The sequence below is a fragment of the Marinobacter sp. MMG032 genome, assembly GCF_040112695.1.
Taxonomy (GTDB): domain Bacteria; phylum Pseudomonadota; class Gammaproteobacteria; order Pseudomonadales; family Oleiphilaceae; genus Marinobacter; species Marinobacter salsuginis.
The window spans coordinates 3,644,565-3,667,324 of sequence record NZ_CP157802.1 but is presented as its reverse complement, the minus strand read 5'-3'; the positions used below and the strand labels follow the sequence as shown (position 1 = coordinate 3,667,324).

Genomic DNA, 22,760 nt, shown 5'->3' with positions numbered 1-22,760 from the left:
TTTAAGTGTTTTTCTGGAAGAGATTTATGGGAAAGGCAGCCTCATTTGCAACCAGACACGCCAGAAGAGTCAACATGAAACCTGTCGCCGCCAAATTGAATTTGCGCAACCAACAACGGGTGGATGTAGCCACCGACATTACGATTGAGAAACCGGACGGCTGCTGCCTGACCTGTTCGGTGTCCAATCTTTCCCGCACCGGGGTGATGATCTCCTGTAATCAGGAGACGGTGAAACAGCTTATACCCGAGCAGAAGGCGCCCGCCCCTGGCAACTGGATTGCGGTAAAAACGCGCTTCGCCGTGCCCGTCGTCGCCACACAACCGGTTTCTATTATTGCCGACGGCAACATCGTTCACATGAGACGCATCGCGCGGGATGAGTTCCAGCTGGGCATCCAGTTCGCAGAGTTTGAAGGCAACGGCTTCGACTACGTTGACCGCTACGTCTCCAAACTGTTGGCCGACTCCCGCAATCCGGCCTGAACGTCACCTCTGGCTCACCTCCATTCAGAGCCTGCCACTGCTATATTGTTATAACGCCAATGTCTAGTTGGGCGTCTTCTTATGCCCTTACCCCCTCTGGTATAGTTGCCGTATTCATTCGCACAGCCAACACGGCCCGCACGGCGGCAACGGATTATCATGACCACATACAACCTCACGCACCTGAAACAGCTGGAAGCGGAAAGCATCCACATCATCCGGGAAGTGGCAGCCGAGTTCGACAATCCGGTAATGCTGTACTCCATCGGCAAGGATTCCGCGGTAATGCTCCACCTGGCCCTGAAGGCCTTCTATCCGGGCAAACCACCCTTTCCCCTGATGCACATTGATACCACCTGGAAATTCCGGGACATGATCAAGTTCAGGGACAACGTGGCTGATAAGTTTGGCCTCGATCTGATCGTCCATACAAACCAGGAAGGCGTGGACCAGGGAATCGGCCCCTTTACCCACGGTAGCGCGAAACATACAGATGTCATGAAGACCCAGGCCCTGAAACAGGCACTGGACAAGTACAAGTTCGATGCAGCGTTTGGCGGTGCCCGTCGCGATGAGGAAAAATCCCGGGCCAAGGAACGCGTGTATTCGTTCCGGGATGAATACCACCGCTGGGACCCCAAGAACCAGCGGCCGGAGCTGTGGAACATCTACAACGGCAAGATCAACAAGGGCGAGAGTATCCGGGTTTTTCCGCTGTCCAACTGGACAGAACTGGATATCTGGCAGTACATCTACCTCGAGAACATCGACATCGTTCCGCTTTATTTCGCCGCCGAGCGTCCGGTTGTTGAGCGTGATGGCACCCTGATCATGGTGGACGACGACCGCATGCCATTGAAGGAAGGCGAAAAACCGATGATGAAATCGGTCCGCTTCCGGACACTGGGCTGCTACCCGCTGACGGGTGCCATCGAGTCCGAAGCCAACACGCTTCCGGACATTATCCAGGAAATGTTGCTGGCCAAGAGCTCCGAGCGCCAGGGTCGGGTGATCGACCACGATTCAGCCGGCTCCATGGAACAGAAAAAGCGGGAAGGGTATTTCTAAGATGTCACACCAGTCTGATCTGATTGCAGAAGATATTCAGGCCTACCTGAAGCAGCACGAGAACAAGGAACTCCTGCGCCTGCTCACCTGCGGCAGCGTGGACGACGGCAAGAGCACCCTGATCGGCCGGCTGCTCCACGACACCAAGATGATCTACGAAGATCACATGGCCAGCCTGAAAACCGACAGCGCCAAGATGGGCACCACCGGCGAGAAACTTGACCTCGCCCTGCTGGTGGACGGCCTACAGGCAGAGCGGGAACAGGGCATCACAATTGATGTCGCCTATCGGTACTTCTCCACCGACAAACGCAAGTTCATCATTGCCGACACCCCGGGCCACGAACAGTACACCCGTAACATGGCAACCGGCGCGTCCACGGCCCAGGTCGCCATCCTGATGATCGATGCCCGCCATGGCGTACTGACCCAGACTCGCCGGCATTCCTACATCGCGTCTCTGCTGGGCATCCGCCATATTGTCGTGGCAGTAAACAAGATGGATCTGGTGGATTTCAGCGAAGAACGCTTCAACGAAATCAAAGACGATTACCTTGCGTTTGCCGCCAAGCTGGGCCTGAAGGATATCCGCTTCGTGCCTCTGTCCGCCCTGGAAGGCGACAACGTTGTGAACAAGAGCGAGAACACGCCCTGGTTCACTGGCCAGCCGCTGATGGAAATCCTCGAAACGGTAGAAGTCGGCCGGGATAAGAACCTGGAGCATTTCCGCTTCCCGGTTCAATACGTTACCCGACCAAACCTCAATTTCCGGGGCTTCTGCGGCACTATTGCCTCCGGCGTGATCCGCCCGGGCGAACAGGTGATGGCCTTGCCCTCACGCCGCACCAGCACGGTCAAGGAAGTTGTCACCTTCGATGGCAACCTGGAAGAGGCGTATATCGATCAGGCAGTCACCCTCACCCTGACTGATGAAATCGACATCAGTCGCGGCGATATGCTGGTCAAGGTGGAAGACGAGCCGGAGGTGGGCAACCGCTTCAATGCCAACATCGTATGGATGACCGATGCACCACTGGAAACCGGTCGCCTGTACGACATCAAGCTGGGCCCGACCTTTACCTCCGGGACGGTGAAAAAGATCCACCATCAGACCGACGTAAACACACTTGAACAGCATGCCAATCCGAGCCAGTTGCAGCTAAACGAAATTGGTCTGTGTGAACTGACCCTTAACCAGCCGATTGCCTTTGACGCATACCAGCGCAACCACGTCACCGGCAGCTTTATCGTGATCGACCGCCTGTCCAACGTCACCATTGGTGCGGGCATGGTGGCTGGCCTGGCCGATTCCGGGGAATCCCTAGATCCGGTCTCAGCAGAAGAACGCGAACGCCGACTGGCCCAGAAACCGGCGATCATTGCCTGCAACGGCCGACAGGCGCCGGCACTGGCCCTCGCCGTTGAGCGTGCACTGTTCGACCAGGGCAAAACCGCGGTTGTGGTCAACGAAGAGAACGCCGGCGATGCCGACGAGCGCCGCCGTGTTGCCCAGCTTCTGACTTCCCACGGACTGGTTGCCATTGCCGTGAACCTCGGCACTGACATCGCCAATGCGGCTGCGACCGCGGACAGCGAACAGGAGATTCCTGAGGCTGTTAGCAAACTTGTTCAGGAGTTGATTCGCAGCAAGCGAATTTGATCTCTGGCGTCTGAGTAAACGCGAGATACTCGCCTCGGTGGCTGGCGCCGGGGCGGGGTATATTTTTCTTTGTGAAAAGCAACTCGCTTCGCTCAGACATCTTTTCCCGGCAGAAAAATATACCCCACCCCACCGCCGGCGAACTCTGGCGTTAATTCCCAAATTAACATTCGGGCAAATCCTTCATTCTTTTTTTCGGATCACTGAGATGCCCGTGGACGTGGGGTAGGTAGGTCTTTTTCTGGAGGAAAAAATGTCTGAGCGAAGCGAGTTGTTTTTCCGCAAGAAAAAGACCTACCTGCCCTGCGGCCCACCCCCAGAACCAGCAGACTACGAATGAATCCAACACCAATCCATGGCAAAATCCCGCCTCTCTGAGTTAACCGAAACAACGAACAGGAGCCAAAAATGGCCATCAAACACCTCCGCACTGCCTTCGCCAGCCAGTACCAGCCGGGCCAGCCCGCCCGCCTTGTGACCGGTGAGGCCCTGCAGGAGCCCGGTGGCGATTATGAGGGCCTGCACAAGCAGATGAAGCGCCTGTTCAACAGCAAGCCAGGCAAGAAATACGGCCGGTTTTCCGAAGATCTGGGCGAGTGCCCGTTCAGCGCCTGGCTAAAAGACTATCTGGAAGACAAACAAACCTTTGGCGCCATGACCGACCGCCTGTTCGGACAGTGGCAGGAACTGCTCACTGGCAGCCAGGAAGAATTCGATGGCCATCTGATGATTGTCCACGATGCCCTGGCCGACGCCGAGGTGGTTTACCTGTTTATTCTGGAAACCGACAGCGCCATGCGCTTCGATGGCAACCAATCATTGGATGCGACCGACGTCCTCAGTCTTTCCCGCCTGAACCTGGCTGTTCGCATTGAGCTGGATGACTGGCGCGGCAACAGCCCGGCGGAGAACTACCTCACCCTGGTGCATGGCCGTGGAACCGGTGAGCCAGGCGAGCTGTTTATCCGTTTGTGCGGGTTTACCAATCAGGTAGACGTGGAAAAGGAAACCATGACCTTCTTGGACGCGGTCGAGGCCTTCGCAAAATCCTCGGAGCCAGAAAAAGCCGGCGAGGTGCGCAACAAGGCCTATGAATTCTGCAAGGAGCAGCATGCCCTGGGCGAGCCTGTGGAAATCGAGGCGCTATCCGGCTACCTGGACGAGAGCGAGCCGCAACGCTTCAAGGAATTCGCCTCGAAAACCGCCGAACTGCCGGAGAGCGGCGTATTGCACCCGGACCAACGTAAGGTGAAAAAGCTGGTGCGTATTGCAGGCTCCGGGGGTGGCATGAGCGTGTCGTTCTCGTCGGACCTGGTAAATCAGGCGGTTTACTATGATCGCGACAAAGATGCCTTGACGATTACCCGGCTTCCCAAGGCTTTGCGGGAACAGCTTCAGCGGTATCTCGAGGCTCGCGAGGAGTGATGGGCTGATCGTCCCATCTTGGGCGATTTGCCCTTAGTTTTCTTACTTCCTGCATCCAGCCTACACCATCAATTAACTCGCCGGTGTCCGGATCGATTGGCGGGTACGGCAGGTTGCGGTCGTCGCAGTAGCGTTTGACGGTTGGCTGGCACCATCTGAACAGCAGGCGGTTGTATTCGTCATCCGGCAACCGGCGCTGGTCGAACATACCAGCCAGTTTTCTCTGCCGCTGAGCTTCGGACAGGATAATCGCGCAGGCGGAGGACACGTTGAGCGACTCCACCATGCCCATCATCGGGATCACGATGTGCTCGTCGGCCTGGGCCGCAGCATCGGCGCTGACGCCATCCACCTCGTTACCCATGATCACCGTACACGGCACTGTGTAATCCGCCTCCCGGAAGTCGATGGCCCGGTCAGACAGCTGAGCCGCGTATAGCTTGTGGCCCTGCCCTTTCAGACTGTCGATCGCTTCGTCCATGCTCCGGTGGGTGTGGGTCGTTACCCAGTTGTAGCTGCCGCCGGCGGTCTTGCGAAAGGCCCGGAAGCCTTCCTTCGGCCAGACCACATGCATGTTGGCAAGGCCAAACGCGTCGCAGGAGCGGATAATGGCGGAGAGGTTCCGGGGTTTGTGAACCTGATCGGTGAGGACGCTCAGGTCCGGTTGCCGGGTGTTCAGGGTTTGTTTGATTCGGGCTAGGCGTTCGGGGGTCATGATCGTGTTTGGGCTTGATTGTCGATTTAAAGAGCCAAAAATAATACCACAAGCGGACTAGCAACTAGCCGAGACAAAGGTGGTTGAAGTTTAAGCACCCCGTTATAATACGCAGTTCCTTTTTGCTGGCGCCCCGTTTAAACCATCCAGTTCCCGGCGCACCATCCACCAGAATACGCACCAGATTACGTGAGACCCATGGCCAAGAAGCTGTACATCAAAACCCACGGCTGTCAGATGAACGAGTACGATTCTGCCCGCATGGCAGACCTGCTCAAAACCGGTGAAACCGTCGAAATGACTGATTCACCCGATGACGCCGACATCCTTTTGCTGAACACCTGCTCCATCCGGGAAAAAGCCCAGGAAAAGGTGTTTCACCAGCTTGGCCGCTGGAAAAAGCTGAAAAGCAAAAAGCCGGAAATGATCATCGGCGTGGGCGGCTGCGTGGCGTCCCAGGAAGGCCAGGCGATCATCGACCGGGCGCCCTACGTGGACATGGTCTTTGGCCCGCAAACCCTGCATCGCCTGCCGGACATGATTACCGAAGTGCGCGCCAAGGGTAACGGCGTGGGCGTTGTGGACGTCAGCTTCCCGGAAATCGAGAAATTCGACAACCTGCCCGAGCCCGGCGCCGATGGCCCCTCTGCGTTTGTTTCAATCATGGAAGGGTGCAGCAAGTACTGCACCTTCTGCGTGGTTCCGTATACCCGCGGGGAAGAAGTCAGTCGCCCGGCGGACGACGTGATCGCTGAAGTGGCTCATCTGGCCAGCCAGGGTGTTCGGGAAGTGAACCTGCTGGGCCAGAACGTGAATGCCTACCGTGGCGAAACCCACGACGGCGACACCATGGATCTGGCGGAGCTGATTGAGCTGATTGCCACCATCGAAGGCATCGACCGCATTCGGTACACCACCTCTCACCCGGTGGAGTTCTCGGATGCACTGATCGACGTCTATGAGCGTGTTCCGGAGCTGGTCAGCCACCTGCACCTGCCGGTTCAAAGCGGCTCCGACCGGATTCTGGCTGCCATGAAGCGTGGCCACACGGCTCTGGAGTACAAGTCGAAACTCCGCCGCCTGCGCAAGATCCGCCCGGACATCAGCTTCTCTTCGGACTTCATTATCGGCTTCCCGGGCGAAACCGAGAAAGACTTTGAAGACACCATGAAGCTGATCAACGACATCGGCTTCGACATGTCCTTCAGTTTTGTTTACAGCGCACGCCCCGGCACGCCGGCGTCCGATCTGCCGGACGATACGCCGATGGACGTCAAGAAGCAGCGTCTGAGCATCCTGCAGGATCGCCTGAACCAGAATGTGATGGATATCAGCCGCAAGATGGTGGGTTCTACTCAGCGTATTCTGGTAACCGGGTTGTCCAAGAAGGACCCTGGCGAATACGCAGGGCGTACCGAGAATAATCGGATTGTGAATTTCCGGCATGAGAATCCGGAGGTTGTTGGGCACTTTATTGATGTCGATATTGTGGAGGCCTATCCCAACTCACTTCGCGGGGTGCCCGTGAACTCGGAGATGTTTTAGGCCTTATTCGGGATTCGTCCGGCTTGGGAGTTTGGCGAGCGGTGGGGCCTTCTTCCCAAAAACCGCTACGAGCACATCCATGTGCGCTTGGCGTCGGCCATCCATGGCCGCCGACATTTTTGGGAAGAAGGCCCCACCACTCTCCGCTGACTACTCCATTGCATGCCCAAAACAACCAGACGGCAATGCATAGGGCTGTAGTTTCGATTAGACAAAGTCGTAATCCATCAACGTGCCTGTCACGAGTGAACCTGTCGGATAACGCTACCGGCTTATCCGACCTACTTGTTTTTCAGCATTCGGGCCTGCACATAGTACGTAAAGGGTAAGGGCCGGAGGGGCTTTCCAAAAACGTGGAGCGCCAGGGATGGCGCGACCGAGCCCTACATGGACGTATTCACGGGCGTTTTTTGGAAAGCCCCTCCGGCCCTTGCCCGTTAACCGAACATCAGAAAGACGTACTCCCCAACAAAAAGCCAGGGGAAGTAAACCTAAACGGAGCACTTTTGAACGCCAACGATCACAGACAATTTGACCTGCACCCGGTGGACCAGCGTCGACTGGCGACGCTTTGTGGCCAGTTTGATGAAAACCTGAAGATGATTGAAAAGCGCCTGCATGTGAAAGTCGGCAGGCGTGGTCACCATTTCCGGGTGGAAGGGGAAACCGAGCATGTAGCAGCGGCCGTTGAGGTTATCCGGCATCTTTATCGGGAAACCGAGGCGACGGATGATATTCCGCCCGATACTGTGCATCTGTTTATCCGGGAAACCGGCTTTGAGCGTCTGCCGGAGGACGTCCCCTACGATGGCGCTGTGACGGTGATCAAGACACCTAAGCTGCAGGCCAAACCGCGGGGTGCGAACCAGCAGAAGTATGTTCATAACATTCGCACCCATGACATCAACTTCGGGATCGGGCCGGCGGGGACTGGCAAGACCTGGTTGGCGGTGGCCTGTGCCGTTGAGGCCCTGAAAGACGAGCAGGTGAAGCGGATCCTGCTGGTTCGGCCGGCCGTCGAGGCCGGCGAGAAGCTGGGCTTCCTGCCCGGGGACCTGGCCCAGAAGGTGGATCCGTATCTGCGCCCGCTGTACGACGCCCTTTACGAGATGCTCGGCTTTGACCAGGTTACCCGGCTGATCGAGAAGAGCGTGATCGAGATTGCGCCGTTGGCGTTCATGCGCGGTCGTACACTGAACAATTCCTTCATAATCCTGGACGAGAGCCAGAACACCACCCGGGAGCAGATGAAGATGTTTCTGACACGGATAGGTTTTGGCTCTACCGCCGTGATTACCGGCGACACTACTCAGGTTGATCTGCCTCGAGGCCAGAATTCAGGGCTTATTCACGCTGCCGGCGTTCTGAGCAAGGTGCCGGGTATCGGCTTTACCCGGTTCGAAGCAAAAGACGTGGTTCGCCACCCTCTGGTCCAGCGGATTGTTGAAGCCTACGATTCCTTTGATGACGGGAGTGCGACCGGCCAGTGAGCGAGCTGACAGTAGATTTTCAGCAGGTTTTCAAGGCACCCGGAATTCCCTCTGAAGCCCAGGTTAGGGCCTGGGCGCAACTTGCCTGGCAGGGCGAGGATCCGTCCGAGGTGACTGTCCGTATTGTCGGAACCGAAGAAAGTCAGGCACTGAATCACCAGTACCGGGGGCGGGACTATCCGACCAACGTGTTGTCCTTCCCATTTGAGGCGCCAGCCGGTATAACGGTGCCATTGGCCGGAGATCTGGTGATTTGTGCGCCGGTTGTCGAGAAAGAGGCCAGGGAGCAGGACAAAACCCTCGACGCCCATTGGGCGCATATGGTGGTGCATGGCATGTTGCACCTCCAGGGTTTTGATCATATTGAAGACGATGATGCCGAGGTCATGGAAGCCCTCGAAATCCGGCTGCTGACGCAGCTTGGATATGGCAATCCTTACGAAGCAGAGGAAACGGAACAAGACTCATGAGCGACGATCAGTCGAGTCGCAGCCAGGGCGGCAAGTCCTGGCTGGAACGTATATCACAGGCCTTCTCCAGCGGGCCTGAGTCCGTTGAGGACGTGCTGGAAATCCTGCGGGACGCCGAGTCCCAGAACATCATCGATGTCGATGCCATGAGCATCATCGAAGGTGCCATGCAGGTGATCGACATGCGGGTGGATGAGATCATGATTCCCCGCTCACAGATGGTCACCGTAAAGGCATCCCAGGAGCCCAAAGAGTTTCTGGGCGAAATCATGGATTCTGCACACAGCCGTTTCCCGGTTATTGGCGACAGCCAGGACGATGTCATCGGCGTGCTGCTGGCCAAGGATCTGCTTCCCCTGGCCCTGAACAACGACCTGAACTGGAATCGTATCCGGGAAATTCTGCGGCCACCCAATTTTGTCCCCGAGAGCAAGCGCCTCAACCAGTTGCTCAAGGAGTTCAAGGAAAACCGCAACCATATGGCCATCGTGGTGGATGAATACGGCGGCACCGCCGGCCTCATCACCATCGAAGACGTACTAGAGCAGATCGTTGGCGAGATTGAGGACGAGCACGACTTCGATGAAGAGACGAACATCAAGGCCCGGGGCGATGGCAGCTACGCCGTAAAAGCAGTAACGCCCATTGATGATTTCAATGAGTTCTTCGAAACCGAAATGGACGAAGAAGAATTCGATACCATTGGTGGCGTGGTTCTCAAGGAATTCGGACACCTGCCCAGACGGGGCGAATCGGTTGAATTCGGCGGCTTGCGCTTTACCATTGCCAACGCCGATAACCGTGTAATCCGTCTGCTGCAGGTAACCCGAAGTGACCAGTGACGCCGCCAACACCAGAGCGCTGAAAACCCCGTTCTCTTCCAACGCCTGGCTGGGCGCCGCCGCCCTTGTGGTGGCCGGCGCTTTGCAAACCCTGACTTTTTCTCCATTCAACCTCTGGTGGCTGGGCCCGGTTTCGCTCCTGTTGATCCTTCTGGTTACCGTACCCCTGGCCCCGGAAAAGCTTTTCCGGGCCGGATGGCTGACTGGCCTGGGGCTGTTCGGCAGCGGGGCCAGCTGGGTGTACATCAGCATCAGCGAACACGGCAACACAGCGATTCCCATAGCCATCCTGCTCACTGTTCTGTTCGTAGCGGGTCTGGCACTGTTCCACGGCCTCGCTTTCTGGTTCTGGGGTAAGCTTGCCAAGGACAGCCCGGTCCGACGCCTGATCCTGTTCCCTGCCATCTGGATTCTTGGCGACTGGCTCCGTGGCTGGCTGCTTACCGGCTTTCCATGGCTGTATCTGGGCACGGCGCATACGGACGGCCCCCTGGCCGGGCTAGCTCCCTTGACCGGCGTTCATGGCATCACCCTCTGGATTGCTGCTACCGGTGCCGCACTTTACGGCAGCTGGTGGCTCGTGAAGCATCTGCGACCAGTTGCTGCTGGGATCACACTCGTTGTTGCCCTGATTCCCTGGTTGGTTGCTCCGGCCATGAATCGCCTCGACTGGACGGATCTGAGCGAGAACCCTACTTCCTTTGCTGCCATGCAGGGCAATATCCCCCAGCAGATAAAATGGGACCCGGAGTTTTTGAAGGACCAGATCGTCACCTATCTGGGAATGACGGAAGACCACTGGGACACAGACCTGATTCTATGGCCGGAAACGGCCATCCCCATCCCTCAGGATCAGGCTGGCAAGATCATTGATCACATCAGTGCAGAATTGGGGGAGAACAGCACCCTGATTACCGGTATACCCTGGTATGGATTCAGTGACCGAATTGAGGATTTCACCTTCCACAACAGCATCATGGCCATCGGCAACGGCGAGGGCATGTACCACAAGCAGAAGCTGGTGCCGTTCGGGGAGTATGTGCCTCTACAAAGTGTGTTGCGGGGTCTGATCGGTTTCTTCGATTTGCCCATGAGCGATTTCAGCCGGGGACCTGAGTGGCAGGATCCGCTCGAGGCCAATGGCATCAACGTGATGCCCTTTATCTGCTACGAGGTCGCCTATCCCGATTTTGTCGCCTTTAACGCCCGGGGCGCAGGCCTTCTGCTCACCATCAGCAACGACGGCTGGTTCGGCGACTCTATCGGCCCGTTGCAGCATTTACAAATCGCGAGGATGCGGGCATTGGAAACCGGCCGCTACGTGCTTCGAGGCACCAACAATGGCGTAACGGCAATCATCAATAACCGTGGTGAACTGACCGAAACCATTCCCCAGTTCGAGCGCGCCACCCTGACCGGCGAGGTGTTCACTGCCACGGGTAGCACGCCCTATATGCAAACCGGCTCCTGGCCAGTGCTGACCCTTGCGGTCATTCTGATCGTTTTTGTCCGGGAGCGCATCATTCCTCCTGTTTCGGCCAGCGGCTCGTAACCCGCTCATAGTAGTGTGAGCCGCAGGCTTCACAGGGTTCCAGGTGACTGGTGGCAGTCAGGCACCGCATATGCCCGCAGTTCAGGCACTGGAACATGCCCGCTGTCGCGACCTCACCAGAGATGTACTGGCCTGCCTCCTTATTCTCCAGTTTCTGTTTCAGCTCCAGGAAGTCCACTACCGTCTTGTCAGCAACCGACAGCAGGCTGTCGGCCAGCTGGTGTTCCAGCAAGGCGATATCCAGTTGCAGCCACTCATTCAGGCCTTCGCCTGTTTCCTCCACGAAGTGCAGAAGGTGCTCGAGATCCCTCTGGAGGTATTCGCCGAGCAGGGCCGCTTCATCCCTGGTCATCTCCTCGAGCTCGTACTCAAATTCCACCGCTTTCTGGACCTCTTCTTCGAGGTTCTGGAGCGATGTTTCTTCCAGGTCATGGAGACGCGTTTTTACCCGCTCCAGCATACGGTCGTAAACTTCCAGTGCCTTGCCTGAGAGATGACTTCTTTCTGGTTGTGTCATAACTGCTCCTTGAAATGGACCTCGGTGTTCCAAAAAACAGGCGTTAAATCAAACTATGGGTGTAGGAGTCAGGCTGCGTTAGGTCTTTCCGGGACACGCTGTGAATACATCCCTGTACGCTTGACTGCAGCATCCATGCTGCAGACAGTCCCGGAAAGACCTGACACAGCCTGCCTCCCGGACCTTTGGTGCTCGTCTTCTTGACGATTGCCCCCAAGGTTCGGGACGGCGGCCGGTGCGGCTTCCTGGGACTGTGAGCAGCATGGATGCTGCGATCAAGCCTACAGGGACGTATTTACGGCGTGTCTCAGGAAGCCGCACCGGCCGCCGTCTCCCACCAATACTGTAAGTCTGGCACAAGAACAGAAAATTGGCAGACTACCTGTAAAGGCTAGTGTGCGTTAGAATGTCCGGCTCGCTCCGGACGTGATTTTGATACAGGCTTTTATTTTTTCCACACAAGGTAATTTCGGTAATGGCAGGAATGGACGAGCAATACAATCCCCGTGACGTAGAACAGAATGCCCGTAATTTCTGGGAAGAGAACAAGACCTTCACGGTGAAGGAAGAACCGGGCAAACCCAAGTACTACTGCCTGTCCATGTTCCCCTACCCCAGTGGCAAGCTGCACATGGGGCACGTCCGCAATTACACCATCGGCGATGTAATTTCCCGCTACCAGCGCATGCAGGGCAAGAACGTGATGCAGCCCATGGGCTGGGATGCATTTGGCCTGCCTGCCGAGAACGCCGCCATTGCCAACAAGACTGCACCGGCCAAGTGGACCTACGCCAACATCGAGTACATGAAGAACCAGCTCAAGCAGCTGGGGTTCGGGTACGACTGGGATCGGGAACTGGCTACCTGCAAGCCGGATTACTATCGCTGGGAACAGTGGTTCTTCGCGCGTTTGTATGAGAAGGGCCTGGTGTACAAGAAGATGTCCACGGTTAACTGGGACCCGGTGGACCAGACGGTTCTGGCCAACGAGCAGGTCGTGGACGGCCGGGGCTGGCGTTCCGGTGCACTGGTGGAACAGAAAAAGATCCCGCAGTGGTTTATCCGCATTACCGATTACGCCGAAGAACTGCTGAACGATCTGGACGAGCTGGAAGACTGGCCCGAGCAGGTCAAGACCATGCAGCGCAACTGGATCGGCAAGTCTGAAGGCACCGAGCTGACCTTCCCGCTTAAAGACCGTGATAGCGGTCTGACCGTTTATACCACCCGCCCCGACACCCTGATGGGCGTGAGCTACATGGCCGTGGCCGCAGAGCATCCCCTGGCCAAAGAGGCGGCAGAGCGCCATCGCGACGTGGCTGAGTTTGTCGAGGAGTGCCGCAACAGCAAGACCGCGGAGGCCGAACTGGCCACCATGGAGAAGCGCGGCATCGATACTGGCTTCAAGGCGGTGCACCCGCTTACACAAGAAGAGATTCCGGTCTGGGTCGCCAACTTTGTGCTGATGGATTACGGCACTGGTGCGCTGATGGCGGTGCCCGGTCACGACGAGCGCGACCATGAGTTTGCCCGCAAGTATAAACTACCCATCAAACAGGTGATTGCCGCCAGTGACGGCCGGGAGATCGATGTCCAGGAGCAGGCCTTCACCGAGAAGGGCATCCTCGTTTCCTCGGGCAAGTACAGCGGTCTGAGCAGCGACGAAGCCTTCGATGAGATTGCGAAATTCCTGGAAGAGCACAGCATTGGCAAGCGCACCGTGAATTACCGCCTGCGCGACTGGGGTGTATCCCGCCAGCGTTACTGGGGCGCGCCGATTCCGATGATGACACTGGAAGACGGCACCGAGATGCCGGTGCCCGATGACAAGCTGCCGGTACGCCTGCCCGAAGACGTGGAAATGGACGGTGTTCAGTCTCCCATCAAGGCCGATCCTGAGTGGTGCAAGACCGAGTTCAACGGCCAGCCGGCGACCCTGGAAACCGACACTTTCGACACCTTCATGGAGTCTTCCTGGTACTACGCCCGATTCTGCAGCCCCAATTACGATCAGGGCATGCTGGACCCGTCTGCCGCCAACTATTGGCTGCCGGTAGATCAGTACATCGGTGGCATTGAGCACGCTATCCTGCACCTGCTGTATGCCCGCTTCTTCCACAAGCTGCTGCGCGACGTGGGCCTGGTGACCAGTTCCGAGCCCTTCAACCGGCTGCTTTGCCAGGGCATGGTCCTTGCGGAGACCTATTACCGGGAAGATGGCAAGGGTGGCAAGGTATGGATTTCGCCAGCCGATGTGACCGTCGAGCGAGACGAGAAAGGCCAGCCTGTTCGGGCCGTGCACAGGGAAGATGGCGAGCCGGTAGTATCCGGCGGCGTCACCAAGATGTCCAAGTCCAAGAACAACGGCATTGATCCCCAGGCCATCATCGACGAGCACGGTGCCGATACCGTTCGCCTGTTCATGATGTTTGCGGCACCCCCGGAACAGTCCTTGGAGTGGTCGGACAGTGGCGTTGAGGGTGCACACCGTTTCCTCAAGCGCATCTGGCGCCTGGTGAACGAGCATGCAGCGGGCGGCCCTGCGCCGGCTGTGGCCGCGGCCGAACTGAACGATGACCAGAAGAACTTGCGTCGCAAGACTCACGAGACTATTGCCAAGGTCAGTGACGATATCAGCCGGCGGCTGACGTTCAATACGGCCATTGCCGCCGTGATGGAGCTGCTCAACGATGTTGGCAAACTCCAGGGTGACGAGCCCCAGACACGTGCCGTCCGCCAGGAAGCCCTGGACACCGCGGTGCTTGTACTGTCGCCGATCGTTCCGCACATCTGCCATACCCTTTGGCAGGCGTTGGGTAACGAAGAGCCCGTTGTCGATGCCTCCTGGCCCAAAGCTGATGAGTCCGCCATGGTTCGCAGCCAGATCCAGGTGGTACTGCAGGTCAATGGCAAGGTTCGGGCCAAGGAAGATGTGCCGGCCGATATCAGCAAGGCCGATCTGGAAAAGCTAGCCCTCGAGAACGAGAACGTTATGCGCTTTACGGAGGGCGCGACGGTACGCAAGGTTATCGTGGTGCCGGGCAAACTGGTGAATGTGGTGGCCAACTGATATGTCATGCCACTCCGCTCTGAAATCTTCAGCACGCCTGATGCTGACCGCTGTAATGGCGGCGCTGATTGCTGGTTGTGGATTCCAGTTGCGGGGTGCGCCTCCGGTTTCTTCGGCCCTTGAACCTCTGGCGGTGGATTGCTCATCCCAGGTACCCGACACCCTGTGCCGTTCCTTGCGCGAACAACTGAACCTGGGCAATGTCCGTGTGGCGCCAGTGGCGGAGGCCGATTACATTCTGCGACTGAGGAATTTCGAGCGGGATCGTCGCGCAAGCGCCATCACAGCCCAGGCCGCGGCCGCCGAATACACGCTCCGTCACTCCGTTGATCTTGAAGTGGTCAGCTCGGATCGGGTTCCCATGGTAGGCACTACACGCCTGACGACCAGCGAGAGTTACCGCTACGACGAGACCAACGTGCTGGCAAGACAGCGTGAAGAAGAGGCCCTCCGCCAGCAAATGGACGATCGCCTTGCACAGCAGGTGATATTCCGGCTGGCTCCTCTGACCCCACAGCGCATCGACGCCATCCGGACAGAATACCAGCGCAAACAGGAAGATGACGCCCAAGCCACAGGCCAGCCATGAAGACCAACCCGGGCCAGTTATCCCAGCTTCTGAAAAAGGGCCTCTCGCCTGTCTATCTTGTTTCCGGTGATGAACCCCTGCTGGTTCAGGAATGCTGTGATCAGGTTCGAAAGGCCGCAAAAGACGCCGGCTATCATGACCGCCTGACCTTCCACGCCGATCACCAACTGGACTGGAATGCCGTTGGCGAAGAATTCAGTGCCATGTCCCTGTTTGCCGAGAAACGGCGCATCGAGATTCATTTGCCCACGGGCAAGCTTGGTGACGGTCGCGCGGTACTGGAACGGGTACTGGCAGATCCTCCCGAAGATATCATCCTGCTGCTGATCAGCGCCCGCCTGGACGCCGCGGAGACACGGAGGAAATGGTACAAAGAGCTCCAGGGAAAAGGTGTTCACGTGCCGGTGTGGCCGGTAGATGCCGATAAGTTCCAGGGGTGGCTCCAGCAGAGGGCCAGCAACCGGGGCCTGAGCCTGACCCGGGGCGCCCTGGCCATCATGAGCGAACGCCTGGAAGGTAATCTGCTTGCCGCCAGCCAGGAGCTGGACAGGCTGTCTCTGCTGGCAAACGGCAATACCATCGACGAGGAAACTGTTGAACAGGCAGTGCAGGACAGTTCCCGATTCAATGGCTTCGAACTGGTCACGGAATTGATCAGTGGCCGGGCCCCTCACGCGGGTAAAGTGATCACTGTGCTTCAGCAAGAGGGAGAAAACCCGCTGGGCCTGCTGTCGGTTCTCAGCCGCGACCTGAATCTCTTGCTGGAGCTGAAGTCCTCAGCCGGTCAGTCGGAGAATCCCGCAGCCTTCCTGAAAAAGCGAGGGGTGTTCCAGCCCCAGCGGGCCCGGGCGCTTGAGCAGGCCGCACGCAGGCTGAACCGCTCCCAACTGAATGAGGCCATCAGCCTTTGCAGTCAGATCGACCGCGCCGCCAAGGGCTTCGATTCCCTCACTCCGTGGCACTATTTGCGAGATATGTCCGCCCTGCTTGCCGGTCGTTCCTGACCTGAATCAAACTCTGCCTTTCTTGTTATCGTCTGGCCCGGCCAGCCCCTTGACAGATTTTTACAATCGGGCGCATTGTAAGCACACCAACAATCCAAGGAGGTGCTTGATATGAGTCTTCAAGAAGAGCTCAAGAAGCTGTCGGAAAAGGTAAAACAGTACCGGGATGAGGCGCGCGTTCAGATGCATCTGGCCCGGGAAGACGTTAAGGACGAGTGGGAGGACCTCGAACAGGACTGGGATCGATTCAAAAACAAAATCGACCAGGTTCTGCACGATGCAGAAAACGCGTCCCAGGAAGCCCGCCAAACCGCGCAAAAACTGGGCGAAGATCTGAAAAACGGTTATCAGAACATCCGCAACAAACTGAAGTAAAACTGTTAACCCGTTAACATTACGCCACAAATTTCTACCTCAGAGGCTCTGTGCTTTAGAGCCTCTGTGTCATACTTCACAGTATCAGTGAACAAAGCGTCATAGTTTTGACCCACCTGGTCATTTTATGATCAACCCTTATCATCAGGGCCCGAATTGCCAGGACGTTTGGGAACACTGCGAGATATAAAAGGCGTATGAAACAATTCTTACTGATACCCACAGCGCTCTGCCTGTTGCTCACCACCACCCTCGTGATTGGCCAAAATACCCGGTTCAGTGACCCTAAAACCGTTGTTTCCGATCACTTCTGGGGTGACCTCTACGCCAACGGCGGCAACTCCTTCTTTTGCAACACGGCCTTTACCAGCAAAGGGTTCGTGCTGACAGACGGATATGTGTATCCATTGGCGGATGTCCGTAGCGCACTTGATTGCGGCACATCCCGTGAATGTGAACAGAACAATCGCTACCGCCAGATCGCGTCTGACATGCACAATATGATACCGGTACGCAGCCGGACCGAGATGGGGCGCCGCAATGCCCGTTATGAGGATCTCGGGTCTTCTGTCAGCGAGGATGAATGTGGCATTCGCCAAAGCGCCCAGTTCTTCGAGCCACCGGTTCGGGTCAAAGGCGATGTTGCGCGCACCGTTGCGTACATGGTGGATACCTATGACCTGCCCTGGCTGGGCTCCTCCGCGGTCTTCAAGGGCTGGAATCGTCTGGACCCGCCGGATGATGGCGAGATCACCCGTCATAGGCGCATCGCTGAAATCCAGGGCAACGACAACCCCTTCGTCACCGATCCGAACCGGATGGAGCGCCTGTAAGCTCTACAAGGATCAGGCCACTTGGTCAGCATCCATAAAAAAACAGGCCCGAGGGCCTGTTTTTTTTTGCGCGTTGCTATTGCTGACGGAATCAGAATTCCTCTGCAGTCAGCGCCATCATGGAATCACTGCCGCTGCGAATACCCTCGGCCAGCGAAACCGTCTTTGGCAACAGACGGTCATAGTAGAATCGCGCCGTCTTCATTTTACCGCTGTAGAAGCCGGAGGTGTCCGCTTCGGCCTGGGGTGCCGCTGCTTTGGCAATCTTCGCCCACATGTAGCCAAGCGCCGTCAGGCCAAACAGGTCCAGATAGTCTACGGAGGCCGCGCCAATGGCGTTCGGATTGTCCCCAGCCTGTTTGATCACGTGCTCGGTAACATCATCAAGACGCTCAACCGCTGCAGCGAGGGGCTCAAGGAACGGGCGCAGATGCTCGTTACCACTGCTCTCCTCGAGGAAGTTTGCGACGTCCTGGGCAAACAGCTCATAGAGTTTACCCCGCGTACCAACCACTTTCCGGCCCATCAGATCCAGCGCCTGAATCCCGTTGGTTCCCTCGTAGATCTGGGTAATACGGCAGTCACGAACCAGTTGCTCCTGGCCCCACTCGCGGATGAAACCATGGCCACCGAAAACCTGCTGGCCCATGATACAGGCATCCAGGCCGCGATCGGTCAGGAATGCCTTGGCTACCGGGGTCAGCAAGGCCACCATGCCCTCGGCATGTTTGCGACGCTCGTCATCCTCGGCGTACTTGGAGATATCCAGCCACTGGGCAACGTAGGTCGAGAAGGCCCTGCCGCCTTCCACATAGCCTTTCATGGTCAGCAGCATGCGGCGCACATCCGGATGAACGAGAATCGGATCTGCTGCCTTTTCGGGCTGCTGGGCGCCGGTTGGCGCGCGGCTCTGGATACGGTCAAGGGCGTATTCCCGGGCACTCTGGAGAGAGGCCTCGGCAGCGCCGATTCCCTGGATGCCCACGCCCAGACGCTCGTAGTTCATCATGGTGAACATGGCCGCCAGGCCTTTGTTCTCTTCTCCGACCAACCAGCCTTTGGCGCCATCAAAGTTCATAACACAGGTAGCAGATCCCTTGATGCCCATCTTCTTCTCGATGGAACCGCAAGAGAAGCTGTTGCGCTCACCCAATGAACCGTCGTCATTCACGAGGAACTTGGGCACGAGGAACAGGGAAATCCCCTTGGGACCCTTCGGCGCGTCCGGCAGCTTGGCGAGAACCAGGTGAATGATGTTCTCCGCCATGTCGTGCTCGCCCCAGGTAATGAAGATCTTGGTGCCTGTGACGTTGAAAGAGCCGTCTTCGTTGGGCTCGGCCTTGGTGCGGATAATTCCCAGGTCGGTGCCGGCGTGGGGCTCTGTCAGATCCATAGCGCCGGACCAGACACCGGAATACATGTTCGGCAGGTACTTTTCTTTCAGATCATCACTGCCGTGGGCGTCCAGCGCGAGGCAGGCGCCGGCCGTCAGCATAGGAGCCAGGCCGAATGCCATGTTGGCACCCTGCATCATTTCCTCGAACTGGGCCACCAGAGTCTTGGGCATGCCCATGCCGCCAAAATCCGGGTTACCGCCGAGGCCGTTCCAACCGCCTTCTACGATGGTCTGGTAGGCTTCCTTGAATCCGTCCGGTGAGGTCACCTCCCCGTCGTTCCATTTGCAGCCCTGCTCGTCGCCCTCGCGATTCAGGGGCGCCAGTACACCGCTGCTAATCTTGCCAGCCTCTTCAAGAATCGCGTCCGCCGTTTCCGGGTCCACATGCTCGGCAACCTTGGGCAGCGAGGCCCATAGGGCGGGGGCATCGAAAACCTCATTCAGAACGAAGCGCATGTCACGTAAGGGTGCCTGATAATCAGCCATCTAAAACTCTCCAAAAATTCTGTCAGTCTGTTCAGGTGGCAATAGGGCCTCAGTTCGGGCCGGTCACACCTGCTCGGGCTATGTGTCCGCTGAAGATTATTTTTATGGGCACCTATTCTACCCTAAAAGCGGACCGCAACTCATGAAAAAAGCCCGCCTCCGGGGAGTGCGGGCTTCCTGTCCTGTCGAACCGTCCTTCGGTGCCCGCGCCTTAGATGGCGAAGGCTTCCTCCGGCATGTCCATCAGGCTGTCGGCGCCGGCCAGCATGCTTTCTGCGTGGCTCTTGGCCCGGGGCAGCATGCGCTTGAAGTAGAAGCGCGCAGTCTGAACCTTGGCGTTGTAGAACATTTCTTCGGTAGTGCCTTCAACCATCTTGTCCAGTGCAACCTTGGCCATCCGCGCCCACAGGTAGGCGAAGACCGCGTAACCAGAATACATCAGGTAATCCACGGAAGCCGCACCCACTTCTTCGCGGTTCTTCATGGCGGACATACCGATCTTGGTGGTCAGCTCACCCCATTCCTTGTTCATGGCGGCCAGCGGCTCGATGAATTCCTGCAACTGCTCGTTGTCGGCGTTTTCCTTGCAGAACAGATGAACCTGCTTAGTGAAGCCTCGCAGGGATTCGCCCTGGGTCATCAGAACCTTGCGGCCCAAAAGATCCAGCGCCTGAATACCAGTAGTGCCCTCGTAGATCATGCCGATACGGGCGTCACGAACGTTCTGCTCCATACCCCACTCTGAGATAAAGCCGTGGCCACCGAACACCTGCATGCCCAGGTTGGCCGCCTCGTAACCAATCTCGGTCAGGAACGCCTTGGCGATTGGCGTCAGGAAGCCCAACGCCTCATCGGCCGCCTTGCGCTCTTCGTCGGTCTTGCCGCTGTGCACGATATCAGCCTGCTGCGCAGTCAGGTAAATCAGGGCGCGAGCGCCTTCAGCGACGGCCTTCTGGGTCAGCAGCATGCGACGTACGTCCGGGTGAACGATGATCGGATCGGCAATGCCTTCCGGATTCTTGGGGCCGCTCAGTGAACGCATGGCCAGACGCTCTTTGGCGTAAGCCAGTGACCCCTGGAAGCCCAGCTCGGCGGCACCCAGCCCCTGGATGGCGGTACCGATACGAGCAGTGTTCATGAAGGTGAACATGCAGTTCAGGCCCTTGTTCTCCGGCCCGATCAGCCAGCCCTTGGCGCCGTCGAAGTTCATCACACAGGTGGCATTACCGTGGATACCCATCTTGTGCTCGATGGAACCGCAGGATACGGCGTTGCGCTCACCAGCAGAGCCGTCTTCGTTAGGCAGGCACTTGGGCACGATAAACAGGGAGATGCCCTTGGTGCCTTCCGGTGCGCCCGGCAGACGTGCCAGAACGATGTGGACGATATTCTCGGCCATGTCGTGCTCACCGGCAGAGATAAAGATCTTGGTACCGGTAATGGCGTAGGTGCCATCGGCATTCGGCTCTGCCTTGGTGCGCAGGGTGCCGAGATCGGAACCGCAGTGCGGCTCGGTCAGGCACATGGTGCCAGTCCACTCACCGCTGATCAGCTTGGTCAGGTAGGTCTGCTTCTGCTCTTCGGTGCCGTGCTCTTCGATGGTGTTGGTGGCACCGTGGCTCAGGCCAGGGTACATCCCAAAGGACCAGTTGGCGGTACCGACCATTTCACTCATCACCAGGCCGAGGGAATGCGGAAGACCCTGGCCGCCGTAGTTGGGATCGGCGGTCATGGAAGGCCAGCCGCCCTCAACGTACTGCTGGTAGGCTTCTTTGAAGCCAGTCGGCGTCTTGACGCCATCTTCGCTCCAGGTACAGCCTTCCTTGTCGCCCACCTGGTTCAGCGGAGACAGAACCTGCTCACAGAACTTGGCACCTTCCCCGATAATGGCATCCACCATATCCGGAGTAGCGTCTTCAGCACCTTCCAGATTGGCGTAATGCTGCTCGCTGTTCAGCAGCTCGGTCATAACGAATTTGATGTCACGCAGGGGCGCTTTGTAATCAGGCATGGAATCCACCTCAGTTCTCGGTCTCAGCTGAATCGGGTTTAACAGCTTCTGGCCTTGGGTTTGCTCAGACACCGCAACGCAATGCGCTGCAGCCTTAATTAAACACTTGTTTGAAACATACGTTTACAGGCACAGAATTGTCAATAGCCGGATGCAAAATTTGTGTTGCGAACTGTCACCGGATCATGCGCCACGACAGTGCATGCCGGGCAGAAGTAACCTTTAACTATGGGATATATTTACAGGAATCAGTGCCTGGCAAGGCGGGGGTCAGGCGGACACAGGCTTGAAGGATGACGCGCGGTTTTCGTCGCCTTTTTGTTCACCTTCGCCCATGGCGGAGACTTTGCGATAGGCATCGCTTGCCTCCCTTGGAGAGGATCCGGATTCGGCAGCCAGCTCGGATTGGGCCTGAAGCATAATCTGCATGGCCTGAGCGGCAACGGCCCGATCCTGTCCAGAAGGCTCCGCCGGCGCCATGGCTGCCGCGCGGACGATTCGCATCTTTTCAATGGTTGCCTGGGGATTCCCCTGCACGGGGGAGATATCGATGGAGACTTCGCCACCCACCGCATACTGGGCGCCGTCCGGCCCCCGCTGGTAGGTAAACGACATGGCGCCGGCATACTGGCCGCCAACTGCCTGGTGAGCGGCTTCGTGGGCACGAACTTCACGGTCCCGCGCTTTCAGCTCAGTCAGTTGTTTCAGCTCTTGGTCTGTGAGCCCCTGAGGATTGTCGGCTTCCCCGCTGCGGGGCCCGGGGTCCGGATTTTCCCGCGCGGACTCGGCTTTGCCCGCAGCCTCAACAGATCTGGCTCCAGCGGTCGGCGCCTCCGGCTTTGCCGATACTGGGCCCGTGGCCTGGACTCGCGGAGAAACCGGGCCCTGAAACGAAGCCGCTGGTATAGGCGAAGGAACAGGAGGGAGAGAGGAAAGCACGAACTCTGCGCTCTTTGGTTAATCAGGCCATGATATCCAGAAGCGTTCCCAGCGTTTCGTCTGCTGTTTTAACCACCTGCGCGGACGCTTCAACACTGCGCTCATAAATCTTGAGATCAACAATGGGCTCGACGAGGCTACCCGCACCTTCCGCGGTTCCTTGGGGACCATCAGCACCGGCACGGGCAATCTTACGGGCGGCATTTTCCATGCCGACCATGCCATCCTGAATGCCCTGAATTCCAACTGCGAGAGTGTTATTGATCATGACAAAGCTGCCTGGTGACC

Annotated in this window: 20 protein-coding genes; 14 read left to right on the top strand and 6 right to left on the bottom strand. The window is 57.6% G+C overall.

All coding sequences use genetic code 11. From position 1 onward, the window contains the following. Nucleotides 1-74: 74 nt before the first annotated feature. The 4 genes from ABNF92_RS16885 (at nucleotide 75) to ABNF92_RS16870 (ending at nucleotide 4,638) form a co-directional block, all read left to right on the top strand. Nucleotides 75-485 (top strand): PilZ domain-containing protein, encoded by a 411-nt coding sequence (locus ABNF92_RS16885; protein WP_069183666.1) that lies wholly within the window; start codon nucleotides 75-77, stop codon nucleotides 483-485. A gap of 159 nt (nucleotides 486-644) precedes the next feature. Further along, the gene (gene cysD / locus ABNF92_RS16880) at nucleotides 645-1,553 is read left to right on the top strand and encodes a sulfate adenylyltransferase subunit CysD (RefSeq protein ID WP_069183057.1); all 909 of its coding nucleotides are present in this window, start codon (nucleotides 645-647) and stop codon (nucleotides 1,551-1,553) included. 1 nt (nucleotide 1,554) lies between these two features. Further along, nucleotides 1,555-3,213 (top strand): sulfate adenylyltransferase subunit CysN, encoded by a 1,659-nt coding sequence (gene cysN / locus ABNF92_RS16875; RefSeq protein WP_349342790.1) that lies wholly within the window; start codon nucleotides 1,555-1,557, stop codon nucleotides 3,211-3,213. A gap of 408 nt (nucleotides 3,214-3,621) precedes the next feature. Continuing rightward, complete coding sequence (locus ABNF92_RS16870; RefSeq protein ID WP_349342789.1) at nucleotides 3,622-4,638, top strand: nucleoid-associated protein; 1,017 nt, start codon at nucleotides 3,622-3,624, stop codon at nucleotides 4,636-4,638. Here the strand turns inward: ABNF92_RS16870 and trmH are convergent. Beyond that, a complete protein-coding gene (gene trmH, locus ABNF92_RS16865) occupies nucleotides 4,574-5,353 on the bottom strand; it encodes a tRNA (guanosine(18)-2'-O)-methyltransferase TrmH (protein WP_349342788.1) in 780 nt (259 codons plus the stop codon). The genes ABNF92_RS16870 and trmH overlap by 65 nt on opposite strands. 198 nt (nucleotides 5,354-5,551) lie before the next feature. Between trmH and miaB the strand changes: the two genes are divergently transcribed. The 5 genes from miaB (at nucleotide 5,552) to lnt (ending at nucleotide 11,252) form a co-directional block, all read left to right on the top strand. After that, nucleotides 5,552-6,898, top strand: coding sequence for a tRNA (N6-isopentenyl adenosine(37)-C2)-methylthiotransferase MiaB (gene miaB, locus ABNF92_RS16860; RefSeq protein WP_349342787.1), 1,347 nt, complete (start codon nucleotides 5,552-5,554; stop codon nucleotides 6,896-6,898). A 506-nt stretch (nucleotides 6,899-7,404) separates the two neighbouring features. After that, the gene (locus ABNF92_RS16855) at nucleotides 7,405-8,388 is read left to right on the top strand and encodes a PhoH family protein (protein WP_296934775.1); all 984 of its coding nucleotides are present in this window, start codon (nucleotides 7,405-7,407) and stop codon (nucleotides 8,386-8,388) included. Beyond that, the gene (ybeY, locus tag ABNF92_RS16850; RefSeq protein ID WP_349342786.1) at nucleotides 8,385-8,858 is read left to right on the top strand and encodes an rRNA maturation RNase YbeY; all 474 of its coding nucleotides are present in this window, start codon (nucleotides 8,385-8,387) and stop codon (nucleotides 8,856-8,858) included. The genes ABNF92_RS16855 and ybeY overlap by 4 nt, the downstream gene beginning before the upstream one ends. After that, entirely contained in the window at nucleotides 8,855-9,700 is an 846-nt protein-coding gene (locus tag ABNF92_RS16845) for a transporter associated domain-containing protein (RefSeq protein ID WP_069183050.1), read from the top strand. Before ybeY ends, ABNF92_RS16845 begins: the two co-directional genes overlap by 4 nt. Next, nucleotides 9,690-11,252, top strand: coding sequence for an apolipoprotein N-acyltransferase (lnt, locus tag ABNF92_RS16840; RefSeq protein ID WP_349342785.1), 1,563 nt, complete (start codon nucleotides 9,690-9,692; stop codon nucleotides 11,250-11,252). Before ABNF92_RS16845 ends, lnt begins: the two co-directional genes overlap by 11 nt. On the opposite strand, the gene ABNF92_RS16835 is transcribed toward lnt, so the two are convergent. Continuing rightward, nucleotides 11,221-11,769 carry a zinc ribbon-containing protein gene (locus tag ABNF92_RS16835; RefSeq protein WP_349342784.1) on the bottom strand — a complete coding sequence of 183 codons (549 nt, stop codon included), beginning with the start codon at nucleotides 11,767-11,769 and terminating at the stop codon, nucleotides 11,221-11,223. The two genes, lnt and ABNF92_RS16835, sit on opposite strands and share 32 nt — an antisense overlap. Before the next feature lie 484 nt (nucleotides 11,770-12,253). Between ABNF92_RS16835 and leuS the strand changes: the two genes are divergently transcribed. The 5 genes from leuS to ABNF92_RS16810 all read left to right on the top strand — a co-directional run bounded on the left by leuS (nucleotide 12,254) and on the right by ABNF92_RS16810 (nucleotide 17,640). Then, entirely contained in the window at nucleotides 12,254-14,839 is a 2,586-nt protein-coding gene (gene leuS / locus ABNF92_RS16830) for a leucine--tRNA ligase (RefSeq protein ID WP_349344106.1), read from the top strand. A 40-nt stretch (nucleotides 14,840-14,879) separates the two neighbouring features. Continuing rightward, a complete protein-coding gene (gene lptE / locus ABNF92_RS16825; RefSeq protein WP_349342783.1) occupies nucleotides 14,880-15,428 on the top strand; it encodes an LPS assembly lipoprotein LptE in 549 nt (182 codons plus the stop codon). Next, nucleotides 15,425-16,432 (top strand): DNA polymerase III subunit delta, encoded by a 1,008-nt coding sequence (gene holA, locus ABNF92_RS16820; protein ID WP_349342782.1) that lies wholly within the window; start codon nucleotides 15,425-15,427, stop codon nucleotides 16,430-16,432. Before lptE ends, holA begins: the two co-directional genes overlap by 4 nt. Before the next feature lie 111 nt (nucleotides 16,433-16,543). Further along, entirely contained in the window at nucleotides 16,544-16,807 is a 264-nt protein-coding gene (locus tag ABNF92_RS16815) for a hypothetical protein (protein ID WP_069183045.1), read from the top strand. Nucleotides 16,808-17,004: 197 nt separating this feature from the next. Further along, nucleotides 17,005-17,640 (top strand): endonuclease, encoded by a 636-nt coding sequence (locus tag ABNF92_RS16810; RefSeq protein ID WP_349342781.1) that lies wholly within the window; start codon nucleotides 17,005-17,007, stop codon nucleotides 17,638-17,640. Between the two features lie 91 nt (nucleotides 17,641-17,731). Here the strand turns inward: ABNF92_RS16810 and ABNF92_RS16805 are convergent, their stop codons facing one another. The 4 genes from ABNF92_RS16805 to ABNF92_RS16790 form a co-directional block, all read right to left on the bottom strand. Then, nucleotides 17,732-19,522 (bottom strand): acyl-CoA dehydrogenase C-terminal domain-containing protein, encoded by a 1,791-nt coding sequence (locus tag ABNF92_RS16805; RefSeq protein WP_349342780.1) that lies wholly within the window; start codon nucleotides 19,520-19,522, stop codon nucleotides 17,732-17,734. Nucleotides 19,523-19,733: 211 nt separating this feature from the next. Further along, nucleotides 19,734-21,533: an acyl-CoA dehydrogenase C-terminal domain-containing protein gene (locus tag ABNF92_RS16800; protein WP_069183042.1), complete on the bottom strand. Its 1,800-nt coding sequence runs from the start codon at nucleotides 21,531-21,533 to the stop codon at nucleotides 19,734-19,736. Nucleotides 21,534-21,803: 270 nt separating this feature from the next. Next, entirely contained in the window at nucleotides 21,804-22,472 is a 669-nt protein-coding gene (locus tag ABNF92_RS16795) for a putative metalloprotease CJM1_0395 family protein (protein WP_291905995.1), read from the bottom strand. A gap of 22 nt (nucleotides 22,473-22,494) precedes the next feature. Beyond that, nucleotides 22,495-22,740: a flagellar basal body rod C-terminal domain-containing protein gene (locus ABNF92_RS16790; RefSeq protein WP_136631502.1), complete on the bottom strand. Its 246-nt coding sequence runs from the start codon at nucleotides 22,738-22,740 to the stop codon at nucleotides 22,495-22,497. Nucleotides 22,741-22,760 lie beyond the last annotated feature (20 nt).

What these genes read in the sequence shown, in the direction of transcription:
- ABNF92_RS16815 (WP_069183045.1), top strand. Translation starts at nt 16,544, where the DNA reads ATGAGTCTTCAAGAAGAGCTCAAGAAGCTGTCGGAAAAGGTAAAACAG.
- ABNF92_RS16805 (WP_349342780.1), bottom strand. Translation starts at nt 19,522, where the DNA reads ATGGCTGATTATCAGGCACCCTTACGTGACATGCGCTTCGTTCTGAAT.
- lptE (WP_349342783.1), top strand. Translation starts at nt 14,880, where the DNA reads ATGCTGACCGCTGTAATGGCGGCGCTGATTGCTGGTTGTGGATTCCAG.
- ABNF92_RS16845 (WP_069183050.1), top strand. Translation starts at nt 8,855, where the DNA reads ATGAGCGACGATCAGTCGAGTCGCAGCCAGGGCGGCAAGTCCTGGCTG.
- ABNF92_RS16870 (WP_349342789.1), top strand. Translation starts at nt 3,622, where the DNA reads ATGGCCATCAAACACCTCCGCACTGCCTTCGCCAGCCAGTACCAGCCG.
- ABNF92_RS16810 (WP_349342781.1), top strand. Translation starts at nt 17,005, where the DNA reads ATGAAACAATTCTTACTGATACCCACAGCGCTCTGCCTGTTGCTCACC.
- cysN (WP_349342790.1), top strand. Translation starts at nt 1,555, where the DNA reads ATGTCACACCAGTCTGATCTGATTGCAGAAGATATTCAGGCCTACCTG.
- cysD (WP_069183057.1), top strand. Translation starts at nt 645, where the DNA reads ATGACCACATACAACCTCACGCACCTGAAACAGCTGGAAGCGGAAAGC.
- ABNF92_RS16885 (WP_069183666.1), top strand. Translation starts at nt 75, where the DNA reads ATGAAACCTGTCGCCGCCAAATTGAATTTGCGCAACCAACAACGGGTG.
- leuS (WP_349344106.1), top strand. Translation starts at nt 12,254, where the DNA reads ATGGACGAGCAATACAATCCCCGTGACGTAGAACAGAATGCCCGTAAT.
- ABNF92_RS16835 (WP_349342784.1), bottom strand. Translation starts at nt 11,769, where the DNA reads ATGACACAACCAGAAAGAAGTCATCTCTCAGGCAAGGCACTGGAAGTT.
- miaB (WP_349342787.1), top strand. Translation starts at nt 5,552, where the DNA reads ATGGCCAAGAAGCTGTACATCAAAACCCACGGCTGTCAGATGAACGAG.
- trmH (WP_349342788.1), bottom strand. Translation starts at nt 5,353, where the DNA reads ATGACCCCCGAACGCCTAGCCCGAATCAAACAAACCCTGAACACCCGG.
- ABNF92_RS16790 (WP_136631502.1), bottom strand. Translation starts at nt 22,740, where the DNA reads ATGATCAATAACACTCTCGCAGTTGGAATTCAGGGCATTCAGGATGGC.
- ABNF92_RS16800 (WP_069183042.1), bottom strand. Translation starts at nt 21,533, where the DNA reads ATGCCTGATTACAAAGCGCCCCTGCGTGACATCAAATTCGTTATGACC.
- holA (WP_349342782.1), top strand. Translation starts at nt 15,425, where the DNA reads ATGAAGACCAACCCGGGCCAGTTATCCCAGCTTCTGAAAAAGGGCCTC.